Genomic DNA, 26,854 nt, shown 5'->3' on the forward strand with positions numbered 1-26,854 from the left:
ATTGAATTTCAATGAGGTTATTAAATAATTTTAGTTCAATTTTTAGTTCACTTTATCTGGTGTGGCTGTTTTTCTTTTATTTAACACCATTGGTCCCATTTTGTCAGTGGCACACCTAAACCCTATATAATTTGTTGCCATATACTCTGGGAAATACCTTCTTTGAGCTGGATCTAACCAATATTCTCTATCAGCCCAAGATCCACCTTTAAAAACTCTAGACTTATCACTAATTAAAGTAGTTCTTCTTTTATCATCATACTTATAGTTATTAATAACATTACCAAGAGAGTCTAGTTCTTCTTCTGGCTTTTGAGGCGAGTTATACATTCTTGTAGAACGGTCTAACTGATCTTTATCTAGGTTATAAAACTTAGAAGAAGCTTGATCCCCATCTCCTAAACTTGCATTATTTGCTAAGTTATAGTTTCTTCTCATATAAGTATCTTCTTTTGTAATAGGAATATACTTAACACTACCTGGTAAATCTTTTGGTACAATCCTACCATTTTCTAAGGTGTCATATTCTACTTCTCCATCTCCAACAATCACTACTTTTCCATCTTCATTAATTAATTTTTTTGTAAAAATATTTCCTCTAAAATAATTAAAGTCATTTGCTTCAGAGTCAATAATAGGTCTGTAAACATCTTCTACCCATTCAGCAACATTACCAGACATATCGTAAAGTCCAAATGCATTAGGTGGATAACTTCTTACGGCATTAGGAATATCTGCTCCATCACTACTCCATCCTGCAATACCACTATAGTCTCCTTTTCCTTGCTTAAAGTTTGCCAATTGGTCACCTCTTCTTCTTTTATCTCTATCGCGTGTATATTTTCCACTCCAAGCATACTTTTTTCTTCCTCTAATATTATTATACTCACGGTTTTCAAAAAGTGCTTTTGCTGCATATTCCCATTCTACTTCTGTTGGTAATCTAAATTTTTGAGATAATATACCATCTGAAGATGTCACTTGTCTTCCTGTAAATGCTCCTTTTTCTGGTTTAGGTTCGCCTTTAGCTCTTGGCACTGGGATTCCTTTTTTATAAATAGTAGAATCTCCGTCAAAAATAGCATACGGGTCTGTTAAATATGTATCGGTATCAAAATTATTTTGCCCTTTGAAGTCTAATGAATCTTCTTTAAATATATTTTTAATAACACCTTTATCCATTAATACCTTTAAGTTAACCGCATTGGTACGCCACTTACAGTATTTATTAGCTTGTATCCAACTAACTCCAACAACTGGATACTCTGCATAAGAAGGATGTCTTAAGTAACTTTCTGATAATAAATTCGTATTTCCTAACCCCTTTCTCCAAACTAAAGTATCTGGTAAAATAGATGGATATATGTTTTTAAATTGAGGGTCTTCAGTAGGAAAAACATCTTTTGTATACTGCATAAACAACCCATATTCTGCATTTGTAACTTCTGTTTCGTCCATATAAAAAGTACGAACATGCATTCTTTGAGGAGTGGTATTCCAGTCAAACATCACATCATCTTGTACCAATCCCATAGTAAAAGTACCTCCCTCGATGTGAACCATACCTGGTGGAACGTTTTTACCATCTTTAAACTCTCCCTTTAAATAACCTCCATAATTAGGGTCATTAAAGTTCCAACCTGTCAATGAAGATTTACTCGACCCACCTCCATTACTCTTACAAGAAGTAACTAATAAGCCAGTGATCGCCAATAAACTAAATAATTTTAACGTACTTTTCATGTATTTCTTACTGTTTTTTAAGGGTGTCGCAATTTACAATATTTCTAATTTCTTACAACTAATTTATCTATAAATTCACAATTAGTAACCTTGTGTATGCAAGATTACAAACGACAGTTTTTACACTTTAGTATTACGAATCTAAAGAAAAAGATTAAAATACAGGCTGTAATAACTTATTAATTTAAGGTAACAAAGGTAAAAATTCTATAATTAAGACCATGTATATAATATATTTTTAGTAATATCGTTACCTTTATTAAATATAGTAAATTTAAATTTAACTGTATAAAGAAAATTATATATTTGCTAAATAATTAATCAAATTTTACATGAAAAAATTATCAATCGTATTATTTTTTGTGTGCTTTACCCTTCAAAATAAAGCGCAAGCCCAAACATCTATAAACACCACTGCAATGCCTTTTTTATTGATAACGCCCGATGCTCGTGCTGGTGGTATGGGAGATATTGGAGTCGCTACATCTTCAGATGCTTATTCAATCTTTCACAACCCTGCAAAAACTGCATTTAACCAAAACACAATAAGTATTGGGTTAAATTATACTCCATGGCTTAGAAACCTAACTGATGATATATTTGTTGGTGGAGGTTCTTATGTTAACAGATATAGTGAAAAATCTGCTTGGGGAGTTGACTTAAAGTATTTTTCTTTAGGTGAAGTAGCTTTGACAGATAATAGTGGTGCTTCTAACGGAACAGAAAACCCCAATGAATTAGCCATTACAGGTATTTATTCATTAAAATTAAGTGAAACTTTCTCTATGGGAATAGGTTTAAAGTACATCCACTCTAACTATAAAATAAGAAGTAATAATTCTAACTTAGATGCTGTTAACTCTTTTGCTGTTGATGTTTCTGGATATTACCAATCTAAAGAAGACAACTTTGGAAGTTTTAACGGACGTTACCGATTAGGTTTTAATATAGCCAACATAGGGCCAAAAGTTGAGTACAGTCCTGGAGTTCCTAACTTTATTCCAACTAACGCTAAAATTGGTGGTGGTTTTGACTTTATCTTTGATGATTCAAACATCTTAGGACTTAATTTAGAATTTACTAAACTCTTAGTTCCATCAAGCGCTAGCTCTGACAGAGGTTGGTTTGAAGGAATGTTTACTTCTTTAGGAGATAGAAGTTTTAGTGAAGAACTACAAGAAACTACTTGGGCTTTAGGTGCTGAATATATGTACAATAATGCCTTTGCATTAAGAGCTGGTTATTTTCACGAAAGTGAAGAAAAAGGACAACGTCAATACTTTACATTAGGTACAGGATTCACGGCAAGAGCTTTCACTTTAGATTTATCTTATCTAATAAATACTGCAGCAGTTAATAATCCTTTAGAGAACACTTTACGTTTTTCTTTATCTTTTGACTTAGGAGAATTATACTAAGTATATTAAAAACTAGTATTTTTTTTATAAATTCGTATCACAATACAAAAGCAGTCTACCAGACTGCTTTTTTTGACTAATCATATTTACTATGAAGAAAATTGATATAACTACTTCTGCTATTTTATTTGATAATATCTCTCAGCTATCAACTCAAGATGCTTTTTTAGTAGAAAAAGCAGTAGAAGCAAGACAAAAAGCATACGCTCCTTATTCAAAATTTAGTGTAGGTGCAGCTTTACTACTTGAAAATGGAGAAATTATCTTAGGAAACAATCAAGAAAATGCTGCCTATCCTTCTGGTATGTGTGCAGAACGGGTAGCTATATGGAAAGCTAGTTCTGAGTATCCTAATATGAAGGTAAAAAAAATAGCTATTAATGCAGCTTCTGAAAATACAACAGTAAATAAGCCAGTTGGTCCTTGTGGTGCTTGTCGTCAAACATTATCAGAATACGAAATCAACCAAAAACAACCTATAGAGATTATTTTTATGGGTGAAATTGGTAAGATTGTTAAGACTGAATCATTACTTTCCTTATTGCCTTTTTCTTTCGATAGCTCTTATTTATAATTTACAAAAAACAAAGTCACAAAAAATAGATATTGTTTTTTATAAAAAGACAATACAACTTTTCTTTTTTAAGAATATCATAATTCTTTAAAAATGAATATTAATAAAGAGGTAATCGACAATAAAAATGCTTAATTTGTAGATTACTCAACATTAAAAATTAGATATCTAATGAAACTATCCGTAATTACAGGAACAGGTACTTTTATTCCATCAATAAAAAAAGAAAATGACAAGTTTAATAATAACTTATTTTTAAATACTGATGGAAGCTCCTTTGAGAACCCTAATCCTATAATTATTGAAAAATTCAAATCAATAACGGGTATTGAAGAACGTCGTTATGCTAAACCAGAATACAACGCTTCAGATCTTGGATTTTTTGCTGCAAAAGAAGCCATTAAAGATGCCAATATAAACCCTGAAGAGTTAGACTATATTATTTTTGCCCATAATTTTGGAGACGTAAGAAAAGGTGCTATTCAAAGTGATATTCTTCCAAGTTTAGCTACTCGTGTAAAACACTTATTAGAAATTGAAAACCCTAACTGTGTAGCCTATGATATTCTATTTGGTTGTCCAGGTTGGATAGAAGGCGTTATTCAAGCTCAAGCTTTTATTAAAGCTGGAATTGCAAATAAATGTTTAGTTATTGGAGGTGAAACTCTATCTAGAGTTGTTGACATAAATGATAGAGATTCTATGATATATAGTGATGGAGCTGGAGCTTGTATCGTTGAGGCCACAGATAAAAAAGATTGTGGGATTTTAAGTCATGCTTCACAAACTTTTACTAAAGAAGAAGCCTATTATCTGTTTTTTGGAAACTCAAATGATAAGAACAAGAATAAAGACATTCGTTATATTAAAATGCATGGTCGAAAAATTTATGAGTTCGCTCTTAACAATGTACCCAAAGCAATGCAAACTGCTTTAAACAAGAGTGGTGTCTCTATTGATGATGTTAAAAAAATTTTTATTCATCAAGCTAATGAAAAAATGGACGAAGCCATTATTAAACGTTTTTATCGTTTATGCAAAAAACCAATTCCAGAAGGCGTTATGCCTATGAGTATTCATAAATTAGGAAATAGCTCGGTAGCAACCGTACCTACATTGCTCGATTTAGTTTTAAAAGGTAATATTGAAAATCAAGAGGTGAAAAAAGGAGATGTTATTATTTTAGCTTCTGTGGGTGCAGGTATGAATATTAATGCAATTATTTACAAGTATTAATAGTTTCTTAATCTTGTTAATTTCTTATTAAATATTCTCGCAAATCTAAAATCTAAGTACTATTTTTGCGCATGCAACAACACAACGTACTTATATTAGATTTCGGATCGCAATACACGCAATTAATTGCGCGCCGTGTAAGAGAATTAAATATTTATTGTGAAATTCATCCTTACAATAAAATACCACAAAATTTAAACGATTTTAAAGCTGTTATTCTTTCAGGAAGCCCATCATCGGTTCGTTCAGAAGAAGCTCCACACCCAGACTTGTCAGAAATTAGAGGTAAAAAACCATTATTAGCAGTATGCTACGGTGCACAATATTTAGCACATTTTTCTGGTGGTTTAGTAGCTCCTTCTAATACTCGTGAGTATGGTAGAGCTAACTTATCTTTTATTAAAGAAGAAGACAATTTCTTTAATAATATTTCTGAAGGAAGCCAAGTTTGGATGAGTCATTCAGATACCATCAAACAATTACCTACAGGAGGAACTTTATTAGCAAGCACTCACGATGTTGAAAATGCTGCTTATAAAATTGAAGGAGAAACTACCTATGCTATCCAATTTCACCCAGAAGTATATCATTCTACAGATGGAAAACAATTATTACAAAATTTTTTAGTTAATATAGCAGGAGTTGCTCAAACGTGGACACCAGATTCATTTGTTGATGAAACAGTAGCAGAGTTAAAAACAAAAATAGGTAATGATAAAGTTGTTTTAGGATTATCTGGAGGAGTTGATTCTACCGTGGCAGCTGTATTGTTACATAAAGCTATTGGAAGCAATTTACACTGTATTTTTGTGAATAATGGGCTGTTACGTAAAAATGAGTTTACCGATGTATTAAAACAATACGAAGGTATGGGGTTAAACGTAAAAGGAGTAGATGCTTCGGTACGTTTTTTGGATGAACTTGCAGGGTTAAGTGACCCTGAAGCCAAACGTAAAGCTATTGGTAAAGTTTTTATTGATGTTTTTGATGATGAGGCAAACCAAATAGAAGATGCTAAATGGCTAGCACAAGGAACGATTTATCCTGATGTGATTGAATCAGTTTCTGTAAACGGTGGACCTTCAGCTACTATAAAAAGTCATCATAATGTAGGTGGATTACCTGATTTCATGAAATTGAAAGTAGTAGAGCCTTTACGTATGATTTTTAAAGATGAAGTACGTCGCGTAGGAGCTTCTATGGGAATTGACAAAGAATTATTAGGTCGTCATCCATTTCCTGGTCCTGGTTTAGCCATTAGAATTTTAGGAGATATTACTGCTGAAAAAGTTCGCATATTACAAGAAGTAGATGCTGTATTTATTAACGGTTTAAAAGAAAACGGACTATACAATAAAGTATGGCAAGCTGGGGCTATTTTATTACCAGTAAACTCTGTTGGAGTTATGGGCGATGAGAGAACCTATGAAAAAGTAGTAGCTTTACGTGCTGTAGAAAGTACCGATGGTATGACAGCAGATTGGGTAAATTTACCCTATGAGTTTTTACAAAAAACATCAAATAAAATAATAAATAATGTAAAAGGTGTGAATAGAGTTGTATACGATATAAGTTCAAAACCACCTGCAACAATTGAATGGGAGTAAAATAAACCCTACATAAATAAAATAAAAAGAGTAGATGAAGAAATTACAGTTTTTACTATTAGTTTGTATTTTAACCTTTGCCGTTTCTTGTGGTCAACAAAAACGTTATATATCGTATAAAATTCAGGAAGGAGAAACAATGCGAGATGTTGCAAGTCGTTTGAATATGAAAACAAAAGATTTATTCCGTTTGAATCCTGACGTAGGAAGACGTCCTGATGCTAATACAGTAATTGTAATTCCTAACCCTAAACTTAAAAATAGTACCTCTTCATCTACTACTATTTCTTCCCCTGAAGAAACAAAAACCTCAGATACTGTGATAGAAAGTAAGGATACTATTTCTGAAAACGAAATAGAAAACCCTGTTTTTCAACGAACAATTATTGAATATGAAACACATGAGGTACAAAAAGGTGAAACTGTATACCGCATTACCAAACAGTATGATATTTCTAAAGATGAATTAATTAAGTACAATCCAGAATACACTAATATTCAAAGTAATAACTTAAGTATTGGTCAAATATTAAAGGTTAAAGAAATAAAGAAAACAATAACTATTGATAAAGAAGAGGTTTTAAAAAACTTTTTAACTCATACTGTTGTTAAAGGTGAAACCATTTATAGTTTAACTCGTTTTTATAACATTTCTAAAGAAGAATTAATTCTCTTAAATCCTGAATATCCTAGTTTAACTGACAACAATCTCTCTGTAGGTCAATTACTTAAGATAAAACCTATTGAAGAAGTTAATGAAAAAGAAAATTATACTTTTTATAAAGACGAAATTATTGAAGACGCTTCTATAGATATTGCTATTTTACTTCCTTTTAAAGCTGATGAATATAGTGAAAAATCGAGCAAAGATATTTTTGAAGGAAATCAATTAGCTAATATGGTTACCGATTTCTATTTAGGTGCTGAAATTGCTATTGACTCAATTAAAAAGCAAGGAATAAATGTAAACACTACTATTTTTGACACTGGTAATAGAGGAGAAAATATCTCTACTATTTTAAATGATAACAAAATAGAAGATAACGATGTCGTTATAGGTCCTTTTTACTCAGACAAAGCAGAAGATGTTGCTCGTTTGGTAAATGTTCCTGTTGTTTTTCCACATTTTTCAAGTAAACAAAATAAATTCTCTTCTTCTAAGTTAGTAAAAACTTCCCCTGATAAAGATTATTATGTATCTTACTTATCTTCTTACTTAAAAGATAATTATAAAGATCAAGAAGTTTTTATTGTTAGTGATGATAAAGACGAAACCAACAATAATACTTCTAAAATTATTTCTGAATTAAAAAAGCATGGTAGTATTAGCGAAATACATGTTTTAAAACCAAAAAATGGTTATATTAAAAGAGCGCGCTTTACAGAAAAAATGTCTTCAGAAAGACATAACTGGGTAGTAGTTGCTTCTGATGATAATGTGGTTGTTGCAGACGCTCTAAACAGCATGATTGGTTTACCTGATGATGTTAATGTTCAAGTTTTTGCTATTGATAAAAGCAACGCATATAGTAAAATTGACAATAATAAATTGGCTAGTATTAACTTTACATATGTTTCTAATACATACACAGATGAAGAGGCCATGGAAACTAAAGTTTTTAATAAAAAATATCTACAACAAAACAATACCATACCTTCTGATTATGCTATCAAAGGTTTTGATATCACATACGATATTTTAATGCGTTTGGCTTCTGGTGAAGAGCTTACCGAAACTTTTAAAAAAGGAGTTTCTTTGCGTCTCGAAAACAAGTTTGATTATCATCAAAAAATATTTAGAAGTATTGGTAATAAAGGTTTATTTATTGTGAAATACAATAAAGACCTAAGTTTAAGCAGACTGAGATAACCTTACAAAACTTATAAATAAAAAGCCGAAAACTGTACAGTTTTCGGCTTTTTATTTATAAGTCAGTTGTTTGCTATTTATTATTACTTTAATTCAACAGATTGCTCCTTATTCTTCAAAGTTTCGTGATTGGGATTACTATTTCTTTTTTTCTCATTCATTTTTTGCTTGTCTTGATGTGCTAGGAATCTAATAATGGTTCTTATGTTCTATTCTTTCATTTTGTCTTGATACAAAACGAAACAAAAAATCAAGACAGACTTTTCCTTTTATTGAATTCTACGTTTTATTCCGTATTCGAAATCCAGACCGCAAACTCTCTGGATTCTCCTATACTTCATTACCTCGAATTCTACTCAAATAAAAAATAGGTCGGTTATAATTTATGCAAAACTTGTATTTTCTCAGCTCTTATATGTAAGGTTACTTCATTAGCGTTCACAATGATCAGTTATAGCTACTCATACATTTGCTGATAATATTTCTGGTATTCACCACTCGTTACATTTTTTACCCATTCTTCATTATCTAAGTACCATTGAACTGTTTTTTCTATTCCTTCTTCAAATTGCAAAGAGGGTTGCCAACCCAATTCATTTTTAAGCTTTGATGCGTCTATTGCATAACGAAAATCATGACCTGCTCTGTCTTTCACATAAGTAATTAGTTTTTCTGAAGCTCCTTCTTTTCTTCCCAAGAGTTGGTCTACCGTTTTTATAAGTATCTTGATTAAATCTATATTCTTCCATTCATTAAAGCCACCAATATTATAAGTATCACCAACTGTTCCTTTGTGGAAAACAATATCAATTGCCTTGGCATGATCTTCAACATACAACCAATCTCTTATGTTTTCTCCTTTTCCATATACTGGTAAAGGTTTATTATTTTTGATATTATTAATAAAGAGTGGGATTAATTTCTCTGGAAATTGATAGGCTCCATAATTATTAGAACAATTAGAAATGACAACAGGCAATTTATAAGTATCAAAAAAAGCTCTTACAAAATGATCAGAAGATGCTTTCGAAGCTGAATAAGGTGAATGTGGGTCATAGGATGTTCTTTCTGTGAAGTAACCATCTTTCCCTAAAGAACCATATACCTCATCGGTTGACACATGGTAAAATAATTTGTTCTTTAAATCACTTTTCCAATGATTTTGAGCAGCTTGTAATAAACTCAAGGTTCCCATTACGTTAGTTCTGGCAAAAGAAAAAGGATCTTTTATCGACCGGTCAACATGTGACTCTGCTGCTAAATGAATGACACTATCTATGTTATATTCTGAAAAGATAGTAGTTACAACTTGGTAATCGCAAATATCAGCCTTCACAAAAGTATAATTAGACTTTTGTTCTATATCTTTTAAGTTTTCTAAATTCCCAGCATACGTAAGAAGGTCTAAATTTACAATATTATAGTCTGGATACTTATTAACAAATAGGCGTGCCACATGAGACCCTATAAATCCTGCTCCTCCTGTAATTAATATATTTCTCATGAAAAATTTAATATAAACTCCTCAAAGTTACTAATAAATAAACGGAGTTTCTAACGCTTTAAAAGTAGACAGTTTTGTGTCTTTTGAAGAAAGTATTACCTCTTTTGAATTAATTTTCCAATCAATATTCAAAGTAGTATCATTCCAAATAATTCCTGAGTCGTATTCTGGAGCATACCAATTATCAACTTTATAAGCAAAAACAGCTTCTTTGGATAAAGTTACAAAACCATGTGCAAAACCTCTCGGTATAAATAATTGTCTTTTATTTTCTTCGGATAACTCTACTGTTATATGCTTGCCATAACTAGGTGAATTTTTCCTCACATCTACCGCTACGTCTAATACTTTTCCTTGAATACAACGAACTAGCTTCGCTTGAGCAAAAGGTGGTTGTTGAAAATGCAAGCCTCGTAAAGCACCATAAGTAGATTTAGATTCATTATCTTGAACAAAGTTTGCTTGTCCGATATGTTCTTCAAACTCTTTTTGATTAAATGACTCAAAAAAATACCCTCTTTGGTCTCCAAAAACTTTCGGTTCTATAATTACAACTTCTGGAATGGCTGTTTTTGTAAAAATCATCGCTATTCTTTTGCTAAATTTAATAGGTATTGGCCATAGCTATTTTTTCTCAACGGTTCTGCTAATTTTTTTACTTGCTCTTTATTGATATAGCCCATATACAATGCTATTTCTTCTACACAAGCTACTTTTAACCCTTGACGTTTTTCAATAGTTTCAATAAACTGACTTGCTTCTAATAAAGAATCATGCGTCCCTGTATCTAACCATGCATAACCACGTCCCATTAACTCAACCTTTAACTGTTCGTTTTCTAAATAATATTGATTTACAGAAGTAATTTCTAACTCTCCTCTTTCAGATGGTAGCACTTTTTTAGCCACTTGAACTACATCATTAGGGTAAAAATATAAACCAACCACCGCATAATTAGATTTTGGATTCTCTGGTTTTTCTATAATAGATATTGCATTTCCATTATTATCAAAATCTACCACTCCATATCGTTGCGGATCTTTTATATTATATCCAAAAACTGTTGCTTTGTTATTCTTTTTTATATTTTGAATTGCAGATTGTAACATTTCGGGCAAACCGTGGCCATAAAAAATATTATCGCCTAAAATCAAACATACATCATCATTCCCTATAAATTCTTCACCAATAATAAACGCTTGTGCTAATCCATCGGGTGATGGCTGCTCTGCATAACTAAGATAAATTCCTAGGTCACTTCCATCTCCTAATAACTTTTGAAAACTAGGTAAATCATCAGGAGTAGAAATAATCAATATTTCTTTAATTCCCGCTAACATCAATACCGATAACGGATAATAAATCATCGGCTTATCATAAACAGGTAATAACTGTTTTGAAACTCCCTTTGTAATAGGATATAAACGTGTTCCTGATCCACCTGCTAGTATAATTCCTTTCATGATAATATGTCTACAAATGATTAAATAATAAAAAGTTAAGCTAGATACTAGATAATTTTAAACTATTCTTTAATTCTGTCTCCAGATCCTTTACCTCCAATTGTTGCAAAAATATACTGAAAATATTTTTTTACCGTTAATGACTCTAACATTTCTGCATCAACTTCTGCCAATTTTTTTGGCGTTGACATATCTATTTTATTAACTTGAGCTAAACCTGTTATTCCTGGTAAAGAGTTATATACTCCTCTGTTACTTCTCTCTAGAATTAGTTCTTCCTGATTAAAAAGGTTAGGTCTTGGCCCAACCAAACTCATATCTCCTTTTAACACATTAATTAATTGAGGTAATTCATCTAGCTTCAATTTCCTTAAAAAAGAACCTAATTTAGTTACTGAACTACTATTTGCTAAATGTGTTGCCACTGATTGAGTATTTACAGTCATCGTTCTAAACTTTAATAGTATAAATGGCCTTTGGTTTTTACCTACTCTTTGTTGTTTAAAAAGAGGAGAACCAGTATCAAATACCCCTAATACATATATGACTAACCCTATTGGCCATAAAAGTAAAATTCCAAAAAGTGAAAATATAAAATCAAAAAATCGTATCATAATTATTCCGTAAAGCTTTTAATTGTTTTAATTATTCCTTCTCTCGTACTCAGTGGAAGCTTATCTATTCCAAAAGCGTTTTTTATTTTTTCATTGGACACTACATAATTCTCTGTCAATTTTTGAACTCTTTCAGAGTTAATTGGAATAGGAAGCACATCACCAAGTTTAGCCAGTACATTAATTAATAGTTTAGGTGTGTTAAGTATCTTCACTGTTTTATTAACTCCTATACCTATTGTTTCAACTAACTCTTTTGTTGATAATGATTCATCATCTGCTACATTATATACACCAGATGGAATGTCATTCTTTCCTAGTAATTCTTTAATTATAAAACATAAATTCTCAACCGATACAAAAGAACGTTGATTTTCATACTTTCCAAAAGGATATGGTATCCCTTTTGAAACAAAAGAATACAATAAATTTAAATTCCCTTTATTGTTTGGTCCATGAATCATGCAAGGTCTTAAAATATAAATTCGCTTATTTTTAGGAAGTTTTTTACTTAATATATATTCTTCAGCCGCTAACTTTGATTTACCATAAGTAGTTACAGGATTGGGCTTAACTTCTTCCATCAGTTCAATCTCTACCTCATCAGCTACAGCTTTTACTGAACTCATAAATATAAACACCTCACAGTCACTCTCTAAAAATTGATTAAATATTTTTTTTGTTAAGTCTACGTTTACCTCAAAATATTCTTTTTCTTCTAATGTATTTTTTAAATCATGGGCTTTTCCTGCCAAATGGATAAAAACATTATGTGATGATAATAGCTCTAAAGATAAACCTTCATATGTTAAGAAATCTTTAGATTTATTTCTAGACACTCCTGTTATGTTATAATTCTCTTTTAAAGAGTCTTTTAAATTACTTCCTACAAACCCAGTAATACCCGTAATTAAAATATTCTTATTCATTACCAAAAAGTATTATAGATTCTGTCATTTTTTTATTTATTTCCGACCTAGAAAACTTCTTCTTAAACTCAACTCTTTCTATATTTTGATAAGAGTAACTTTTCATTTTATAACTTAGTTCTTTTGAGTTTGTTGGTTCAAATAAAATTAAGTTAGGCATATTCTCTTCTAGGAAAATTTTGGCATATCCATCAACACCTGCAATTATTGGTTTATTAAAGGTTCCATATTCAAAAAGTTTCGATGGTAAAACTCTTTCAAATGCTTTATGTTTGTTTAAATGTAAAAACAAATAATCGGCTTCTTGATAGTAATTTATTAACTGATTTCTACTCACAGGAGGTAATAGCTCTACATTTTTTATTTTTTTACAATTAAGTTTCTCTTCTAATTTATGCTTTGCACTTCCATCTCCTATAATTAAAAATTTATGAGTCTTAGATAGTTTTTCCGCAATTTCAGGTATTATTAAATCCAAACCTTGTCCTTCTCCTATATTCCCCCCATAAACAATCATTCTTTTTTCCTCTTGATGTTTTTTTTCTTTTCTTTCTATAGATAAAAAGATATCATCTATGCCATTTGTAAAAAAAGAATACCTTGCATTCTTATATTTTTTAAAATAACTTTCAAACCCTCTGGATACTAAATTTATATGTTTTGCTCTACCGAACGTATAATTTTCAACTGGTTTTAAAAATAAGTTTAGTCCTAAATTAATTATTTTATTTTTATATAAATCTGTAATTGTTTCTCTAAAAATATCTCGAATATCTAAATACAATTTGGCTTTTTTCTTTCTTGCTATTTTAGCCCCTAAAAAAGCTGTAAATAAACGAGAAGAAGAGGCATAAACTAAATCATACTCATTATTTTTTGTTAGTTCTAACGCTTTAGAATAAAACTGCTTAAAAGATTTAATTTGTCCAACAATTCCACTTCCATGCTCAGGTATTTTAATTCTATTGATTGTAATACCCTTTTCTAACTTTTCTTTGTCTTTAGCCTTTACCTTAAATGAATCATATCTATTAGGTTGCGTTGTTATTACATCAATTATATCTTCTTTCTTTAGGTGTTGAATAAGCTCCTTAAATAAGGATGTGTTCCTAAAAGACCCAGCACATAAATCTGGCTCAAAATAAAACGTAAGAAATAATATTCTCATAATTAAACCTTTATTATTGATGTTTCTAATTTATCTTCAAAAATAACTACCAACTTCTTTCCTTTAATTGTTTTATTGAATCCTATGCTATAGTTATACTCCTTTTCTAAAATTTTGCTCAATTTACCACCAAATTTTAACTTTAAATCATCTAATTGGTATTCTTTGTCATCATTCTTTTTAAACTTAACATCTGGATGAAAATGCAACATAAACTTTTTTTCTAATTGAGAATTGCCAATAATAAAATCATTAATTTTAAAAGTATTCTCTTTAAACTGAAAAACTCTTTTATGAATTACTCCATAATCCTTATACCCATTATGCTTAGCTGAAATTTTACCCCTCCTTTCTTTCAGTTCAAAAACTTTGGCTCTCTTCGCAACTCTAAAACCTCCCCAAACTTTTGTTTGTTCTAAATCACCTAATTGAACCGTATTATGATAATATGTTCCCCTTTCAGTTTGTCTTATCTGATTTTTTTCATAAGTAGAGACCCCTGGATCTACAATAATGGGCTTATTGTCAAAACACAACTCAAAACTAAAAGTATCTGAATGCGCATGTCCTGGTTGATATGAGGGTTGTATATCTCCTACATCTAAAAATATCTCAAGCTTATCTAACTCATACTTTCTATAGCCTGAATCTTTGAGACTTATTTTCTTCCAAGTAATACCTAGTACTTTGGCATAAGTAAAAAGTTCTTTTGAAGTAGGAGCTATATTAAAGGTACTATCATTAACCATAGGAATATTTCCATTATTATAAGTCACAATGCTTAACCATGACAACATTTTAGAACATTGCTCTTCCAGAAAAGCTAATAACTTTTTATCTTTCCATTCATCATTAAACTTAATTAATTGAATACAATCCAATAATCTACTTAATAATGTTTGATGATACATTGGAGATAGTTCATAATGGCCTCCATCTTCTAAAACTTGTTCTTTTAACTCTAGTTTTAATATTTTTTCAGCTTTTTCATATAGCTGTTCATCTCTAAAATAATAAGCACCAAATAATAACGAGAACCCATTCTCTAACAAATGATTACCTAATAAATGATATTCTATATTATTTATTAAAATTTGATAATGATTATAGAGTGTTTCATCTACTAAAGCATTTTTTATATTGTTTTTTGACAAAAATTTAATCCAGTTTATTCCTCTTAGAGAAAGTACATATGGCTCTTTTCCATCTAATAATACTTCATCATTTTCTAAATAGTTTAAAATAAGTTCTAAACCATTTTTCATTTCGATATTATTTTGATTTAAAAAATCAAAATAATTTAAATTATACGTCCATAACTTTCCGAATGCAGCATAATTCCAATCTATTTTATTTTCAAAATTTTTAGAAACATTTAAAAATCTAAATTCTTTATTCCCTAGGTAAGGATTATTACTGTAGATAAAATCTTTCCATTTTAAATCATTTTTTTTATTAGTTTGTTTTTTTTTATATGCTTTTTTAAAAAAACGATTTCTTATAAAATAGTAAAGCCTGTAGTAAATTTGAACAGGCTTTAAAAATTTTATAGTATTATATAATGTGATTACTTTATTTCTACCCATCCTCCTTGTTTCAAAGATTCTATAGCTGCAAACGACGCTTTTGTTGTATTCACAATTTCCTCAAAGGGAATAATTGGATTACCTCCATTTTTCTGACTTGTTATTAACTCATTAAACTGATTATAATGCCCTTTATTTTGTTTAGAAAAACTCTTAGAGAATTTTTTAAAACCATATCCTCTAAGTTTTCTCCAATTATCCATTATTAATGTTCTTTCTTGAGAATACACCTCTACTCGTTCTTTAGAGTACGCTTTAGATCCATTTGCAAAGTAATTGATTACTACATTTGTTCCATTTTCATATTTTAATAGAATACTTGCGTTATCAGTATTCTCTTGAGGGTTTAGTCCCATAGAACTCATACAAACGGATTTCACCTTACTTCCTGCTAGATACGTACATAAATCTATATAATGACATGCTTCTCCGATAATTCTTCCTCCCCCAATTTCCATATCATGCACCCATACATCAGCAGGAATAAAACCAGCATTCATAGTAGCAATAATATTCATTGGTGTGTTATCATTGCCTAAAGCTTTTTTCATCTGTTTTGCTAATGGAGCAAAACGCCTATTGAAACCTACAGATACTGTTACTTCTGTTTCATTATATTCTTTTATAATATCATCTAGCTCGCTCGTGTTTAATGCCAAAGGTTTTTCAACAAAAACACTTTTGTTTGACCTCATAGACTCTAAAACCATTTGAGCATGCATATTATGCTTTGTTGTAATAAAAATAGTATCTACATCCTCATCCTGTAAGATTTCTTTATAATTTGTAGTAGAGTTTACAATCCCATACTGTTTTGCCATTGTAGTAGAAGACAACCCACCAGAACTAGCTATATATTTTACATCTGCCCCTAGTTTCTTCAAATTAGGTAATATTGTTGCACTTGTAAAATTTCCAGCACCAACTATTCCTATAATACCCTTTTGCTTATTAAATGATTTCTCATTTATAGTAACAGTACTTTTAGGGTTCTCTGTAGAATTATATTCTAAAATTGATGCTATTGACTTAGATGAAGACATATCTCCATATATTTTTTCAAACTCATTTAATGGAACTCTTTCTGTTATTAAAGGTTTTACATTTAAAGATCCATTAGAAATAGCATTAAGTACAGCTTCAAAATTTCTTTTTTCTGTCCAACGGACATAACCTATTGGATAATCATTACCTTTTTGCTCATATTCCTCATCATATCGACCAGGTCCATAAGAACATGATACTTGAAATGATATTTCTTTGTTATAAAAGTCGGCTCTACTAATATCTAAGCCTATAACCCCTACTAAAATTACTCTACCCAATTTACGACACATCTGTGCTGATTGGGAAATAATTTCATTACTTTTACTTGATGCAGTTATAATTACTCCATCTGCTCCAACTCCATTCGTAAATGTTTCTACAAACTTTACTTGATCCGTTCCTTCTGACGGATTAATCGCTATTATTCCTTTATCTTTTGCTATTCTTATTTTTTCAGAATCAAAATCAAATCCTATAACATTACACCCATTCGCCTTTAATAACTCTGCTGTTACTAAACCTATTAACCCTAACCCCACAACTACAATCGTTTCACCAAATGTTGGTTTTAACAATCGGATCCCTTGTAATCCGATGGCTCCAATTACGGTAAAAGCAGCGTCTTCATCAGAGACATTGTCTGGTATTTTAGCTACAAGATTTTTAGGAATTAAAACATATTCTGCATGGTTACCATTTGAAGCTACTCTATCACCTATATTAAACTCAGTTACGCCTTTTCCTACAGCTACCACCTCTCCAACGTTACAATATCCCAAAGGTAAAGGTTGACCCAATTTGTTAAAAACGGCATCCAAGGTGGGTTTCAATCCATCCGTTTTAACTTTGTCCAAAACCATTTTTACTTTATCAGGCTGTTGCTTTGCTTTTTGAATGAAGTTTGCCTTACCAAATTCAACTAACATTTTTTCTGTACCTAGAGAAACTAATGTTTTCGCTGTCTTTATAAGTACATGTCCTTTTTTAACTAAAGGTACGGGAACTTCTTCTAATATAGTGTCACCTTTTTTAAGGTCTTGTATAATTTGTTTCATTAACTTTACTGTTTTATATATAAATTAATCACCACATTCAATTTATCAAAAAATGAATAATAGTATTAATGGCTTCTTGCTCATAACAAAACTTTGATTGTTGTCACTAAAAAATCTAATTTAATAATTTTCCACTTTTATAATCAAATTTTAGATTTAAAATAATCCCTAATAGTAAACCTACAAATATTGATGAAAACGGTGTTCTTATAGGTGTATTAATATTAAAAGACAACAATAAAATAGCCAAAAACCCTACTGAAATTGAATAATATGTTTCGAAAAATTTGTTGAATCTATTTTTTTTAACAATCAAATATATTGCCTTTAAAGCAAAAAACACAACTAACATAAAAAAAACAAGTCCTATGATTCCACTTCTTAAGAAAATTTCTAAATATTGGTTATGCGGACTTCTAAAATCTCCTAAAGTCATTGAGTAACCTGTACCCACTAACAAATTAAAATCATCACCTGACTCGCTAAACACTTCAAATATAGCACCTTCTCTACCTGCTGTGTAGTCACCTTTTGCAATCAAATTATTAATTTTTCTTACAAAAACAAATTCATTTTCAAAAGAAATTTTTTCACTATTTAACATGAGAAACAAGCTACTCAATGAAATTAAAATTAGATAGAAAAGGTTTTTGATGTTTTTCTTTTTTAACCTATTGTAATACAAGACTGAAAATAAACCAAATAGACACATAACCATAGATTCCCGAGAACCAATAATCATTATGTTCAAAAAAATAACAGAACATATTAAATATTTTGTTTTAAAATTTGAATACAATGCAAAAATAAACACAACACTAATCACTGTAGGGTAATAAGTAACTTTTTGATATATAGAAAATAATCCAAAAAAACCATCATCTCCTCTAACAGCAAAAGAACCTGAAATACCAAAATTAATAAATGATGATATTATATGAAGCAAACAAATAAAAAAAGTTATTTTAATAAAATCACTAACTAGATTGGGCAAAAAAAATAAATCTAAATTAGTTTTTTTTAATACCTCAACTCCAATACCATAAGAAAGAACTACAGGTAATATAGAAATGATTAACAACAATGAATTAAAATCGTTACTCCTAAAGACTGTTAGTAAAAAGCTAATTAATGATATGACAATAAAAAATAAAAAAGCTTTATGACCTTTGAAAATATTGTTTATATATTTAGGATTAATTATATAAACAAAAATCAAAATAATTAACGAAATAGGTAATGAAAAAGCATCTTCATCAGTAGACTTCCCTTGAAATATCGACCCACTTGGCATAATAAACAAAGGAAATGGTATTAAGTATAAAAATAAAAATAAAAATATTTTTTTTAATTGTGACATCCTATTAGTTTCCCTCATCTATACATACATTTTTACACTTTATATTTAAATCTATTTATGTTTATAAAAGGTTTTAGTTGAATTCTTAACTATATAAAAGGTAAAAATAAGCATTAAGAAATTTATAAACATTAAGTTAAATATCATGATTTCTATATCGTAGTATTTTAACGAGAAATAAACACTTAAACCCGTAAGCACTGCATTAATAAAATTAATCAAATTAATATATTTTGTGAGTCCGCTTGCTAATAAATAGGCTCCATTAATGGAGTTATTAACTTTAAAAAACCAAACTCCTATTAACAAAATTAAAAATGAAACTCCCACTGAAAACTTATCACCATACATAAAATTTATAAATTTAGGAAGAAATAGATAAAAAGAAACTAACAAAACAACACTTGATAAAAAAAGTACTTTTGTATATTTTTTCAATAAGAAAACAATAGTGTTATTATCATTTATGTACTTACTAAAGTAAGGCGTAGCAACTTGCACAATTGTACTTTGTATAATACTGAGTCCCGTAAAGAAAATTGAAGCAAAACCATATTGTCCTAATAGATTTGGATCTTCTACCAAGAAATACCCCATCAATATAATATCAAAATTTGAAGCTAAAATATTAAACATATTAGCTCCTAAACCATGAATTCCAATAACTAATTGTTCTCTAGCTTTTTTGACAAAACCAACAACCTTTAGAGAAAACTTAAGGTTAAATTCTTTTTTTGTAAAGATTGAATTCACTAGTAAAGAGAATACCAAACCGATACACAAACCATTAAAAAAACCTTTTAAACCTTGGTAATATGTTAACACTACTATTAATACGATAGAAGTAACTTTAGTTAAAATCACTATATAAGAATATTTTTTAAATATTCTAGCCGCCTGAATAAAAGCAGTTAAAGTAGCTGATAAAGCTGTGAATAGTATTACAAAGGAATAGCTACCTAAAAGTTCATTTACCTTTAATACATTCGTCCAAACACCAAATTTGTTTAATATATTAAATAACAGTAAAACAATCAATGATATAGGTATTACAGCATATATAGCAACTTGTAATATTTCTGATTTTCTATCATCATTCTTCGGGTTAGAACTTAAAATTAAAACAGAAGTACTATAACCAAAACCAGCTACGATAGATAATATCTGACTATAGCTTTGAAATATTTTTATATACCCCAATTCTACATCTGTTAAAACCTTGGCGATAAACAACTGAGATCCAAACGCTGCTAAAGCAAAAAAAACATTTGCTACAAACACGTGAAAGAAACCTTTCTTATTGGTTTCTTTTAAAAAATTAATTAGTTTTTTCAAACCTTAATAACAATTTATTAATATTTGTTTCAAAAGAATATTTCTCTTTAATAATATTATGAATTTTTTCTTTTTCTAAAGAATTTATTAGATTAACACCATTTACTTTCGACTTCATAGCATTCTTTATAGAATTGGTATTTAAAGGCGTCAATTCTAATTCAAATCCGAAATAACTCTTTAAATATTTATAAGGGGGAATGTCCGAAATAATTAATTCTTTTTTATTTATTAAAGGTTCAAAAATTGTTGTTGAAATCCCATCATGTTCTGCTATTTGCAAACCACAATCCATTCTAGACCATAAAAGATTAATATCTTCTGTTTTAAAAAATTTTTCCTTTTTTAAAACTATGATTTTATTCTCTAACTTATAACTACCTATCTTATAAATCAATTCATTATAGCGTTCGATGTCTTCTGCATTCCCTCCAATAAAATATACTTTAAAATCTGGAAAGTCTTCTTCCTTTATTAATTCATTTACCGCTTCAATAACTAAATCGTGTCTACTAGCTCTAGTAAAAGATTTAGGGTAATAAAAGTTATAACTTTCCTTGTCTACTTTTTCTAATAATCTAACAATATCAGGATCAGGATTATCTGTACTTTTATAATAAAACCTGTTTAATCCCATTGGGTGGACAACTGCTTTTTTCTTCAATTTTGGGTGTAATAAATCTGCAATACCAAACCAGCCACAATGAATTAAAGTAAATCGAGAAAGTGCTAATAATGTTATTTTACCCGAAAATGATTCCTCTGTTGTTCTTCTTGGAAGCACTTCACTGTAAGGAAAAATAACTAATTTACATTTTCCTTTCTTAAAAAAACTTAAAAAGGATACTAAATAAAGTAGTCTTCCTCCACCCATAAGCCAAATAACATCATATTTCCTGACTAAAAAGAAAAGTTTTATAAATGTCAAAGGCAATTTGAAATATTGAATATTTTTGTATTTTAATTCAAAAATACTTTTATTATGAAAATAAAAATCTACCTCATGATTACTGTTATTCAAAGAATTTAAGTACGGCTCGATATTATGTCCATATCCTGGGCCTATCAATGCTATTTTCATATGACTTTAATTTTTATTATAGTTAATTGAAATTAGTATAACTGGATAATACCTCTCTATTATATTCATTCCAATTTCCTATGTCTCGCCAAGACTTTTCACTAACAGGAAACACACCAACTTTTCTTCCATCCTGTCTTACTTTTTCAATTAAATGTGTAATGTGAAAAAATTCATTTTCTGGAATTTCATTCAATAAGTGAGGTTCTAAAACGTATAATCCCGCATTGATTAAGTAGGTCATATCTGGTTTCTCTTCCATAGATTGCAATAATCCATTTTCAGCAGTTTGTATTGTACCATAGGGAATACTAAAGTGTTTTAAAGCTGCAACCATGGTAATTTCGTTTTTATTCTTCTGATGATAATCTAAAATCTCAGAATAATCTTGCTCTATTAAAATATCACAGTTACTAACAAAAAAAGTAGTATCAATCTTATTCTTGAGCAAACTTAGACTACCCGCAGTTCCCATTGGTTGTTCCTCTTCAAAATAAGAAACATCGTAAGGTAAGTTTTTACTCTTAACATAATATTTTATTAAATCGGCCTTATAATTTACTGAAATATGAAATTCATCACAACCATGTTTTCCAAATCTGCTAAAAATCTCTTCTAGCATTGTTTTTTCTCCTATAGGAATCAAGGGTTTTGGTATTACATAAGTCAAAGGCCTTAATCTTGTACCAAACCCTCCAGCCATTATGATAACTGGTAAATTAAATTTTTTAAGTGGCTGTGACTCTTTTTCTTCAAATAAGTCTTTCCAAAAATAAACATCAACAATATTATTATCTGAATCAATTACAGGCATAAATTCAGATCTAATCTTTAACATTAACTTTTTCACATTATCAATACTATCTTGTGGCTTAGATACTATATAGTCTTTTCGCATTATTGACCCTATAGTATCATTAAGATTTATATTCCCTATAATTGATCTTTGAACATCTCCAATAGATAATAACCCTCTATATATACCATCTTTAACTACGATTAACAGTTTATATCCTATATCATCCATTTGCTGCAAAGCTTTTAGAATTGATGTATTTTTTTCAATTATAATATTTAAATATTTCTCTTTCATTCTATTTTGTCAGATTAATTAACTTTGCGGGTATCCCTACATAAGTCCCTGATTCATTTATATCTTTAGTAACAACAGCTCCAGCTCCAATGACAACATCATTACAAATCTTAATATTTGGTAACACTGTCGAATTTGCTCCCATATAGCAACAATCTCCGATATTCACATTACCAAGAATTACAGCATTTGGGGCTATAGTGGTATAATCTCCAATAACAGTGTTATGCATAACATTACAATTAACATTAAGCTTTACAAATACGCCTATACATACATCTGTTGAAATATTAACTCCTCTCTGTACAACCGTACCTTCTTCAATTCTAGCAGATTCTGAAATCATTGCTCTTTTTGATAAAAGTTGAGAAAAAACAAAACCATTCTCTTTATAAAAAAAATGTAATTTTTTCCTAACCTTAGGAGTATCGGGAGTTATTATCAAAGGTTTATTCTTTATTGTTTTATCAAAAATATCTACATCTTTTTCAGTTCCTAAAATTAGGTAATTCTCAATTGTTTTATTAGCCTTATCTATAATTCCATAAATTCTCTTACCACATTCTTCAGCTAATTCTATAATTTCTTCAAAACCTCCTACCAAAATAATTTCATTCATTAGCAAAACGATTTCAAAGTCTTAGTAATATACTCTATATCTTTTTCAGTTAAACCAGAGTGCATAGGTAGAGTTATTAAGTTATCTGCGACATATTCAGTATTTTTTAAAGACACAGCATATTTCTCATATATAGAGAATCTATGAACAGCTGGATAATGTACGCTCGTTTGTATACCTGCTTCTGCTAATTTATCACGAATTTTATCTCTTCTTTTATAATCAGAGTTTTTTAAAATAATAGGGAAAATATAATTTGACGAAAAATTTTCACAATCAGAGAATGGCACAATAATTCTATCAATGCTTTCCATTTTCAAAAGGTACATTTCTCTAATTTCTTTACGTTTATTTAAATCTTCCTCAATTTTATCCAATTGAACAATACCAATAGCTGATCTTATATCATCTATTCTATAATTAAATCCATTATCTACAACGTCATAAGTAGTTGAATGGCCTTTAGATCTCTCATAAGACATAGAAGTCATACCATGTGAACGTAACAGTTTTGCTCTCTCATAATATTCTGTGTTATTCGTTATTAACATCCCTCCTTCACCAGTACTAATATTTTTATTAGAAAAGAAACTATAACAACCTAAATCTCCTATTGAACCTAATTTTTGGCCTTTGTATTCTGATAACGGAGCGTGACATGCATCTTCTATTACTTTAAGGTTATGCTTTCTAGCTATTTCCATTATGTTATCCATATCGCAAGCAAAACCACCAAAATGCATTACTATAATGGCTTTGGTTCTCTTTGTAATTCTTCTTTCGATATCTACTGGATCGATAGTTAAGTCATCTTTACTCACAACATCTGCAAAAACAGGAATTGCATTTACATATCTAATCGCATTACAAGTTGCAACGAATGTAAGTGAGGGGCAAATTACTTCATCTCCTTCTTTAATATCCAGTAACTTCATTGCTAAATGAAGTGCTACTGTACAATTTGACAACGCCACTGAATGCTTTACTTCAAGCATTTCAGAAAACTTATTTTCAAACTCAATAGTTTTTGGACCTGTCGAAATCCATTTAGATTTAAGCGTATCTATAACCGCTTGTTCTTCTTTTTCGTCAAAATTAAGATCGAAAAGTGGTATTTTATAACTCATAAATTTTACATTTTAGAATCCAAAGATTTACCTAATTCCTTATGATCGAAATTAACTAGAAAATCTTTCATTATTTTTACAATATCTGATTTTTCTGTTTCATCTTTTCCAAAAGCCTTTTCAAACTCTTTTAATAAAACATCTATATCTTCTATCGACTTTGGTTTTAAATCCACAACAACACCTAAAGCTTTGTGTCTTTCTAAATCTACATTTTCTTTTGTAGTAAAAAACTCCTCATAAGGTTTTTCTCCTGTTGTATTACTTCCAGAAAAATGTACTGGATATTTATCTTTAAAATCAATCGAAGCTTTTTTTACGGCCTCTTCATCAGAAGAACAAAAATCTAATTTATAACCTTTTTCCTTTAGAAGCTTAGTTGCCATATCAGAAAAAGTCATCATTTGTTCTTCCCTTAACTTAGGAAAATAAATTTCTCCAGAATTTCCTAAAACACATGCTAACAGGCATATTTGCCCACTTTCTTGCGGAGAGACAAAATAACGAGTAACATCATTTGGTGCAGAAATAGGTTGATTTTTTGATATTCTTTCTAAGAATCCTTGTGGTAAAGAGCCATTTGAAAATGCAACATTTGCAAAACGAGCGGTGGTAACAGGATATTTAGATGAATAGGTCATTATCATATCCTCCATTATCTTTTTACTTCCACCCATGATATTAACAGGGTTTGCTGCTTTATCTGTTGACACACAAAAAAAATGCTTTGGAGGGTAAGAAACTAAAACATCTAATAAATCTTTAGCATTCATTACATTGTTTTTAATTAGAGCCTCAACAGAAAATAAATCCTTTTCACTTCTAACATGCTTATGTGCTGAAAAATTAGCAACAATATCAAATCCATCTCTTTTCTTAAACATTTTATAAAAAACAGCATCTGAATAACTCATTGGATAAGTGACATAATCATCTGGTACAAACAAATTTTTAGTACTACGAATATCTCTTGTTAATTCTGTTAATCCGTTTTCATTAATATCTACAACCACCAAAGATTTTGGCCGGAAAGGTAATAAAGCTTTTATAAAAGAGCTTCCTATGGTACCTGCCCCACCTATTACTAAAACGGTTTTATCTTTAATTTCTTCAAACAAACGGTCTTTGTTTTCTTCAATATCATTTGAAAACATACTACTTGACCTTTTTGTTACATAATTTGATATAAATTCTTTTATGTTAGTCATAAACTCTATTTAATTACTCCACAAAAATCCAATATTTTTTTATCCTCAGATAAATTTAGACCTTTAAATTCGTCATGTGCTACTAAAAAAGCAATTATATCTGCATTAGCTATCGCTTCCTTATAGTCAGTTAACTTAAATACCTTATGCTCTTCTATATTAGGCTCCACTATAAAATATTCTCCATTGCTATCATTCTGCAATACTTTATTCACGATGTACTTTGCTGGAGACTCTCTTAAATCATCAATATTCGGTTTAAACGCCAACCCCATTAAAGCTACTTCAGGCTTTCTACCATGCTCTAATTCGAATTGCAATTTAGCTGTTTGAATTTTTTCAGCACACCAAAAAGACTTATAATTGTTCACTTCTCTTGCTGTACCTATAATTTTAGATTCCATAGGATATTCTGAAACAATAAAATAAGGATCTACAGCAATACAATGCCCTCCAACACCGCAACCTGGTTGTAAAATATTAACTCTTGGATGTTTGTTCGCTAAATTAATTAACTCCCATACATTGATATCGGCCTTATCGCAAATTAATGATAACTCATTAGCAAATGCTATTTGAACATCTCTTGAAGAGTTCTCTACTAACTTACACATTTCTGCAGTTCGTGCATTTGTTCTGTGTAATTCTCCTTTTACATACTTTCCGTAAAACTCTAATGCTTTTTGGGTAGAAGCTTCATCAATTCCTCCAATAACTCTATCATTATAAACCAACTCATACATAACATTACCTGGCAATACTCTTTCAGGACAATAAGCCATAAAAAGTTTCCCTTTTAATTCAGGACGCTCTTGATAAATTAAGTCACGCATTTTTTCAGTAGTTCCAATTGGAGAAGTTGATTCAATAATATACAAATCCCCTTCCTTTAATAATGGAATAATACCACGTGTAGCGGCTTCAACAAATGAAATATCTGGCTCGTTTTTACCTTTAAATGGAGTAGGTACTACAATCAAATAATTATTAGCCTCTACCGCTGAAGTAGACGCTTTTAAATAACCATTTTGAACTGCATTTTCTACTGCTTGATCTAGTTCTGGTTCAACAATATGAATTTTACCTTTATTAATAGTCTCAACAACATTAGGATTAATATCAACCCCATGTACATTAACTTTGTTTTGTGCTATTAAAGCAGCCGTAGGTAATCCAATATACCCAAGACCAATCATTACAACTTCTGGTTTATTCAT

General features: G+C 29.9%; 22 protein-coding genes. 5 read left to right on the forward strand and 17 right to left on the reverse strand.

Annotated features, from left to right (window positions below; translation table 11 throughout):
• Positions 1-42: 42 nt before the first annotated feature.
• Positions 43-1,743 (reverse strand): gliding motility lipoprotein GldJ, encoded by a 1,701-nt coding sequence (gldJ, locus tag ACKTSW_RS09285; RefSeq protein ID WP_408024988.1) that lies wholly within the window; start codon positions 1,741-1,743, stop codon positions 43-45.
• A gap of 332 nt (positions 1,744-2,075) precedes the next feature.
• On the opposite strand from gldJ, the gene porV reads away from it, so the two are divergent.
• The 5 genes from porV to ACKTSW_RS09310 all read left to right on the forward strand — a co-directional run bounded on the left by porV (position 2,076) and on the right by ACKTSW_RS09310 (position 8,448).
• Positions 2,076-3,161: a type IX secretion system outer membrane channel protein PorV gene (gene porV / locus ACKTSW_RS09290; RefSeq protein ID WP_408024989.1), complete on the forward strand. Its 1,086-nt coding sequence runs from the start codon at positions 2,076-2,078 to the stop codon at positions 3,159-3,161.
• 91 nt (positions 3,162-3,252) lie between these two features.
• Positions 3,253-3,735: a cytidine deaminase gene (cdd, locus tag ACKTSW_RS09295; protein ID WP_408024990.1), complete on the forward strand. Its 483-nt coding sequence runs from the start codon at positions 3,253-3,255 to the stop codon at positions 3,733-3,735.
• Positions 3,736-3,906: 171 nt separating this feature from the next.
• Entirely contained in the window at positions 3,907-4,971 is a 1,065-nt protein-coding gene (locus ACKTSW_RS09300) for a 3-oxoacyl-ACP synthase III family protein (protein ID WP_408024991.1), read from the forward strand.
• A 71-nt stretch (positions 4,972-5,042) separates the two neighbouring features.
• Positions 5,043-6,578 carry a glutamine-hydrolyzing GMP synthase gene (guaA, locus tag ACKTSW_RS09305; protein ID WP_408024992.1) on the forward strand — a complete coding sequence of 512 codons (1,536 nt, stop codon included), beginning with the start codon at positions 5,043-5,045 and terminating at the stop codon, positions 6,576-6,578.
• A 34-nt stretch (positions 6,579-6,612) separates the two neighbouring features.
• A complete protein-coding gene (locus tag ACKTSW_RS09310) occupies positions 6,613-8,448 on the forward strand; it encodes a PBP1 and LysM peptidoglycan-binding domain-containing protein (protein ID WP_408024993.1) in 1,836 nt (611 codons plus the stop codon).
• Between the two features lie 457 nt (positions 8,449-8,905).
• Here ACKTSW_RS09310 and rfbB read toward each other — a convergent pair whose 3' ends face one another.
• The 16 genes from rfbB to wecC form a co-directional block, all read right to left on the reverse strand.
• The gene (gene rfbB, locus ACKTSW_RS09315; protein ID WP_408024994.1) at positions 8,906-9,952 is read right to left on the reverse strand and encodes a dTDP-glucose 4,6-dehydratase; all 1,047 of its coding nucleotides are present in this window, start codon (positions 9,950-9,952) and stop codon (positions 8,906-8,908) included.
• 30 nt (positions 9,953-9,982) lie between these two features.
• Positions 9,983-10,537: a dTDP-4-dehydrorhamnose 3,5-epimerase gene (rfbC, locus tag ACKTSW_RS09320; RefSeq protein WP_408024995.1), complete on the reverse strand. Its 555-nt coding sequence runs from the start codon at positions 10,535-10,537 to the stop codon at positions 9,983-9,985.
• Between the two features lie 2 nt (positions 10,538-10,539).
• Positions 10,540-11,415, reverse strand: a complete 876-nt coding sequence (rfbA, locus tag ACKTSW_RS09325) for a glucose-1-phosphate thymidylyltransferase RfbA (protein ID WP_408024996.1) — start codon at positions 11,413-11,415, stop codon at positions 10,540-10,542.
• Positions 11,416-11,477: 62 nt separating this feature from the next.
• Entirely contained in the window at positions 11,478-12,029 is a 552-nt protein-coding gene (locus tag ACKTSW_RS09330; protein ID WP_408024997.1) for a sugar transferase, read from the reverse strand.
• Between the two features lie 2 nt (positions 12,030-12,031).
• A complete protein-coding gene (locus tag ACKTSW_RS09335) occupies positions 12,032-12,958 on the reverse strand; it encodes an NAD-dependent epimerase/dehydratase family protein (protein WP_408024998.1) in 927 nt (308 codons plus the stop codon).
• Positions 12,951-14,126 carry a glycosyltransferase family 4 protein gene (locus ACKTSW_RS09340; RefSeq protein ID WP_408024999.1) on the reverse strand — a complete coding sequence of 392 codons (1,176 nt, stop codon included), beginning with the start codon at positions 14,124-14,126 and terminating at the stop codon, positions 12,951-12,953. Before ACKTSW_RS09340 ends, ACKTSW_RS09335 begins: the two co-directional genes overlap by 8 nt.
• Positions 14,127-14,128: 2 nt before the next feature.
• On the reverse strand, positions 14,129-15,712 hold the full coding sequence (locus ACKTSW_RS09345; RefSeq protein ID WP_408025000.1) for a heparinase II/III domain-containing protein: 1,584 nt from the start codon (positions 15,710-15,712) through the stop codon (positions 14,129-14,131).
• Positions 15,694-17,814 carry a bi-domain-containing oxidoreductase gene (locus ACKTSW_RS09350; RefSeq protein ID WP_408025001.1) on the reverse strand — a complete coding sequence of 707 codons (2,121 nt, stop codon included), beginning with the start codon at positions 17,812-17,814 and terminating at the stop codon, positions 15,694-15,696. Before ACKTSW_RS09350 ends, ACKTSW_RS09345 begins: the two co-directional genes overlap by 19 nt.
• 115 nt (positions 17,815-17,929) lie before the next feature.
• Positions 17,930-19,174: a hypothetical protein gene (locus ACKTSW_RS09355; RefSeq protein WP_408025002.1), complete on the reverse strand. Its 1,245-nt coding sequence runs from the start codon at positions 19,172-19,174 to the stop codon at positions 17,930-17,932.
• A 51-nt stretch (positions 19,175-19,225) separates the two neighbouring features.
• Positions 19,226-20,509 carry an oligosaccharide flippase family protein gene (locus ACKTSW_RS09360; RefSeq protein WP_408025003.1) on the reverse strand — a complete coding sequence of 428 codons (1,284 nt, stop codon included), beginning with the start codon at positions 20,507-20,509 and terminating at the stop codon, positions 19,226-19,228.
• A complete protein-coding gene (locus ACKTSW_RS09365) occupies positions 20,493-21,590 on the reverse strand; it encodes a glycosyltransferase family protein (RefSeq protein ID WP_408025004.1) in 1,098 nt (365 codons plus the stop codon). Before ACKTSW_RS09365 ends, ACKTSW_RS09360 begins: the two co-directional genes overlap by 17 nt.
• A 22-nt stretch (positions 21,591-21,612) precedes the next feature.
• Positions 21,613-22,617: a nucleotidyltransferase family protein gene (locus ACKTSW_RS09370; RefSeq protein ID WP_408025005.1), complete on the reverse strand. Its 1,005-nt coding sequence runs from the start codon at positions 22,615-22,617 to the stop codon at positions 21,613-21,615.
• Positions 22,618-22,684: 67 nt separating this feature from the next.
• The gene (locus tag ACKTSW_RS09375) at positions 22,685-23,302 is read right to left on the reverse strand and encodes an acetyltransferase (RefSeq protein WP_408025006.1); all 618 of its coding nucleotides are present in this window, start codon (positions 23,300-23,302) and stop codon (positions 22,685-22,687) included.
• The gene (locus tag ACKTSW_RS09380) at positions 23,302-24,429 is read right to left on the reverse strand and encodes a DegT/DnrJ/EryC1/StrS family aminotransferase (RefSeq protein WP_408025007.1); all 1,128 of its coding nucleotides are present in this window, start codon (positions 24,427-24,429) and stop codon (positions 23,302-23,304) included. The genes ACKTSW_RS09375 and ACKTSW_RS09380 overlap by 1 nt, the downstream gene beginning before the upstream one ends.
• 5 nt (positions 24,430-24,434) lie before the next feature.
• Positions 24,435-25,637: a polysaccharide biosynthesis protein gene (locus ACKTSW_RS09385; protein WP_408025008.1), complete on the reverse strand. Its 1,203-nt coding sequence runs from the start codon at positions 25,635-25,637 to the stop codon at positions 24,435-24,437.
• 5 nt (positions 25,638-25,642) lie between these two features.
• The gene (gene wecC / locus ACKTSW_RS09390; RefSeq protein ID WP_408025009.1) at positions 25,643-26,854 is read right to left on the reverse strand and encodes a UDP-N-acetyl-D-mannosamine dehydrogenase; all 1,212 of its coding nucleotides are present in this window, start codon (positions 26,852-26,854) and stop codon (positions 25,643-25,645) included.

It is taken from the genome of Tenacibaculum sediminilitoris (assembly GCF_964513795.1).
Classification (GTDB): Bacteria; Bacteroidota; Bacteroidia; order Flavobacteriales; family Flavobacteriaceae; genus Polaribacter; species Polaribacter sediminilitoris.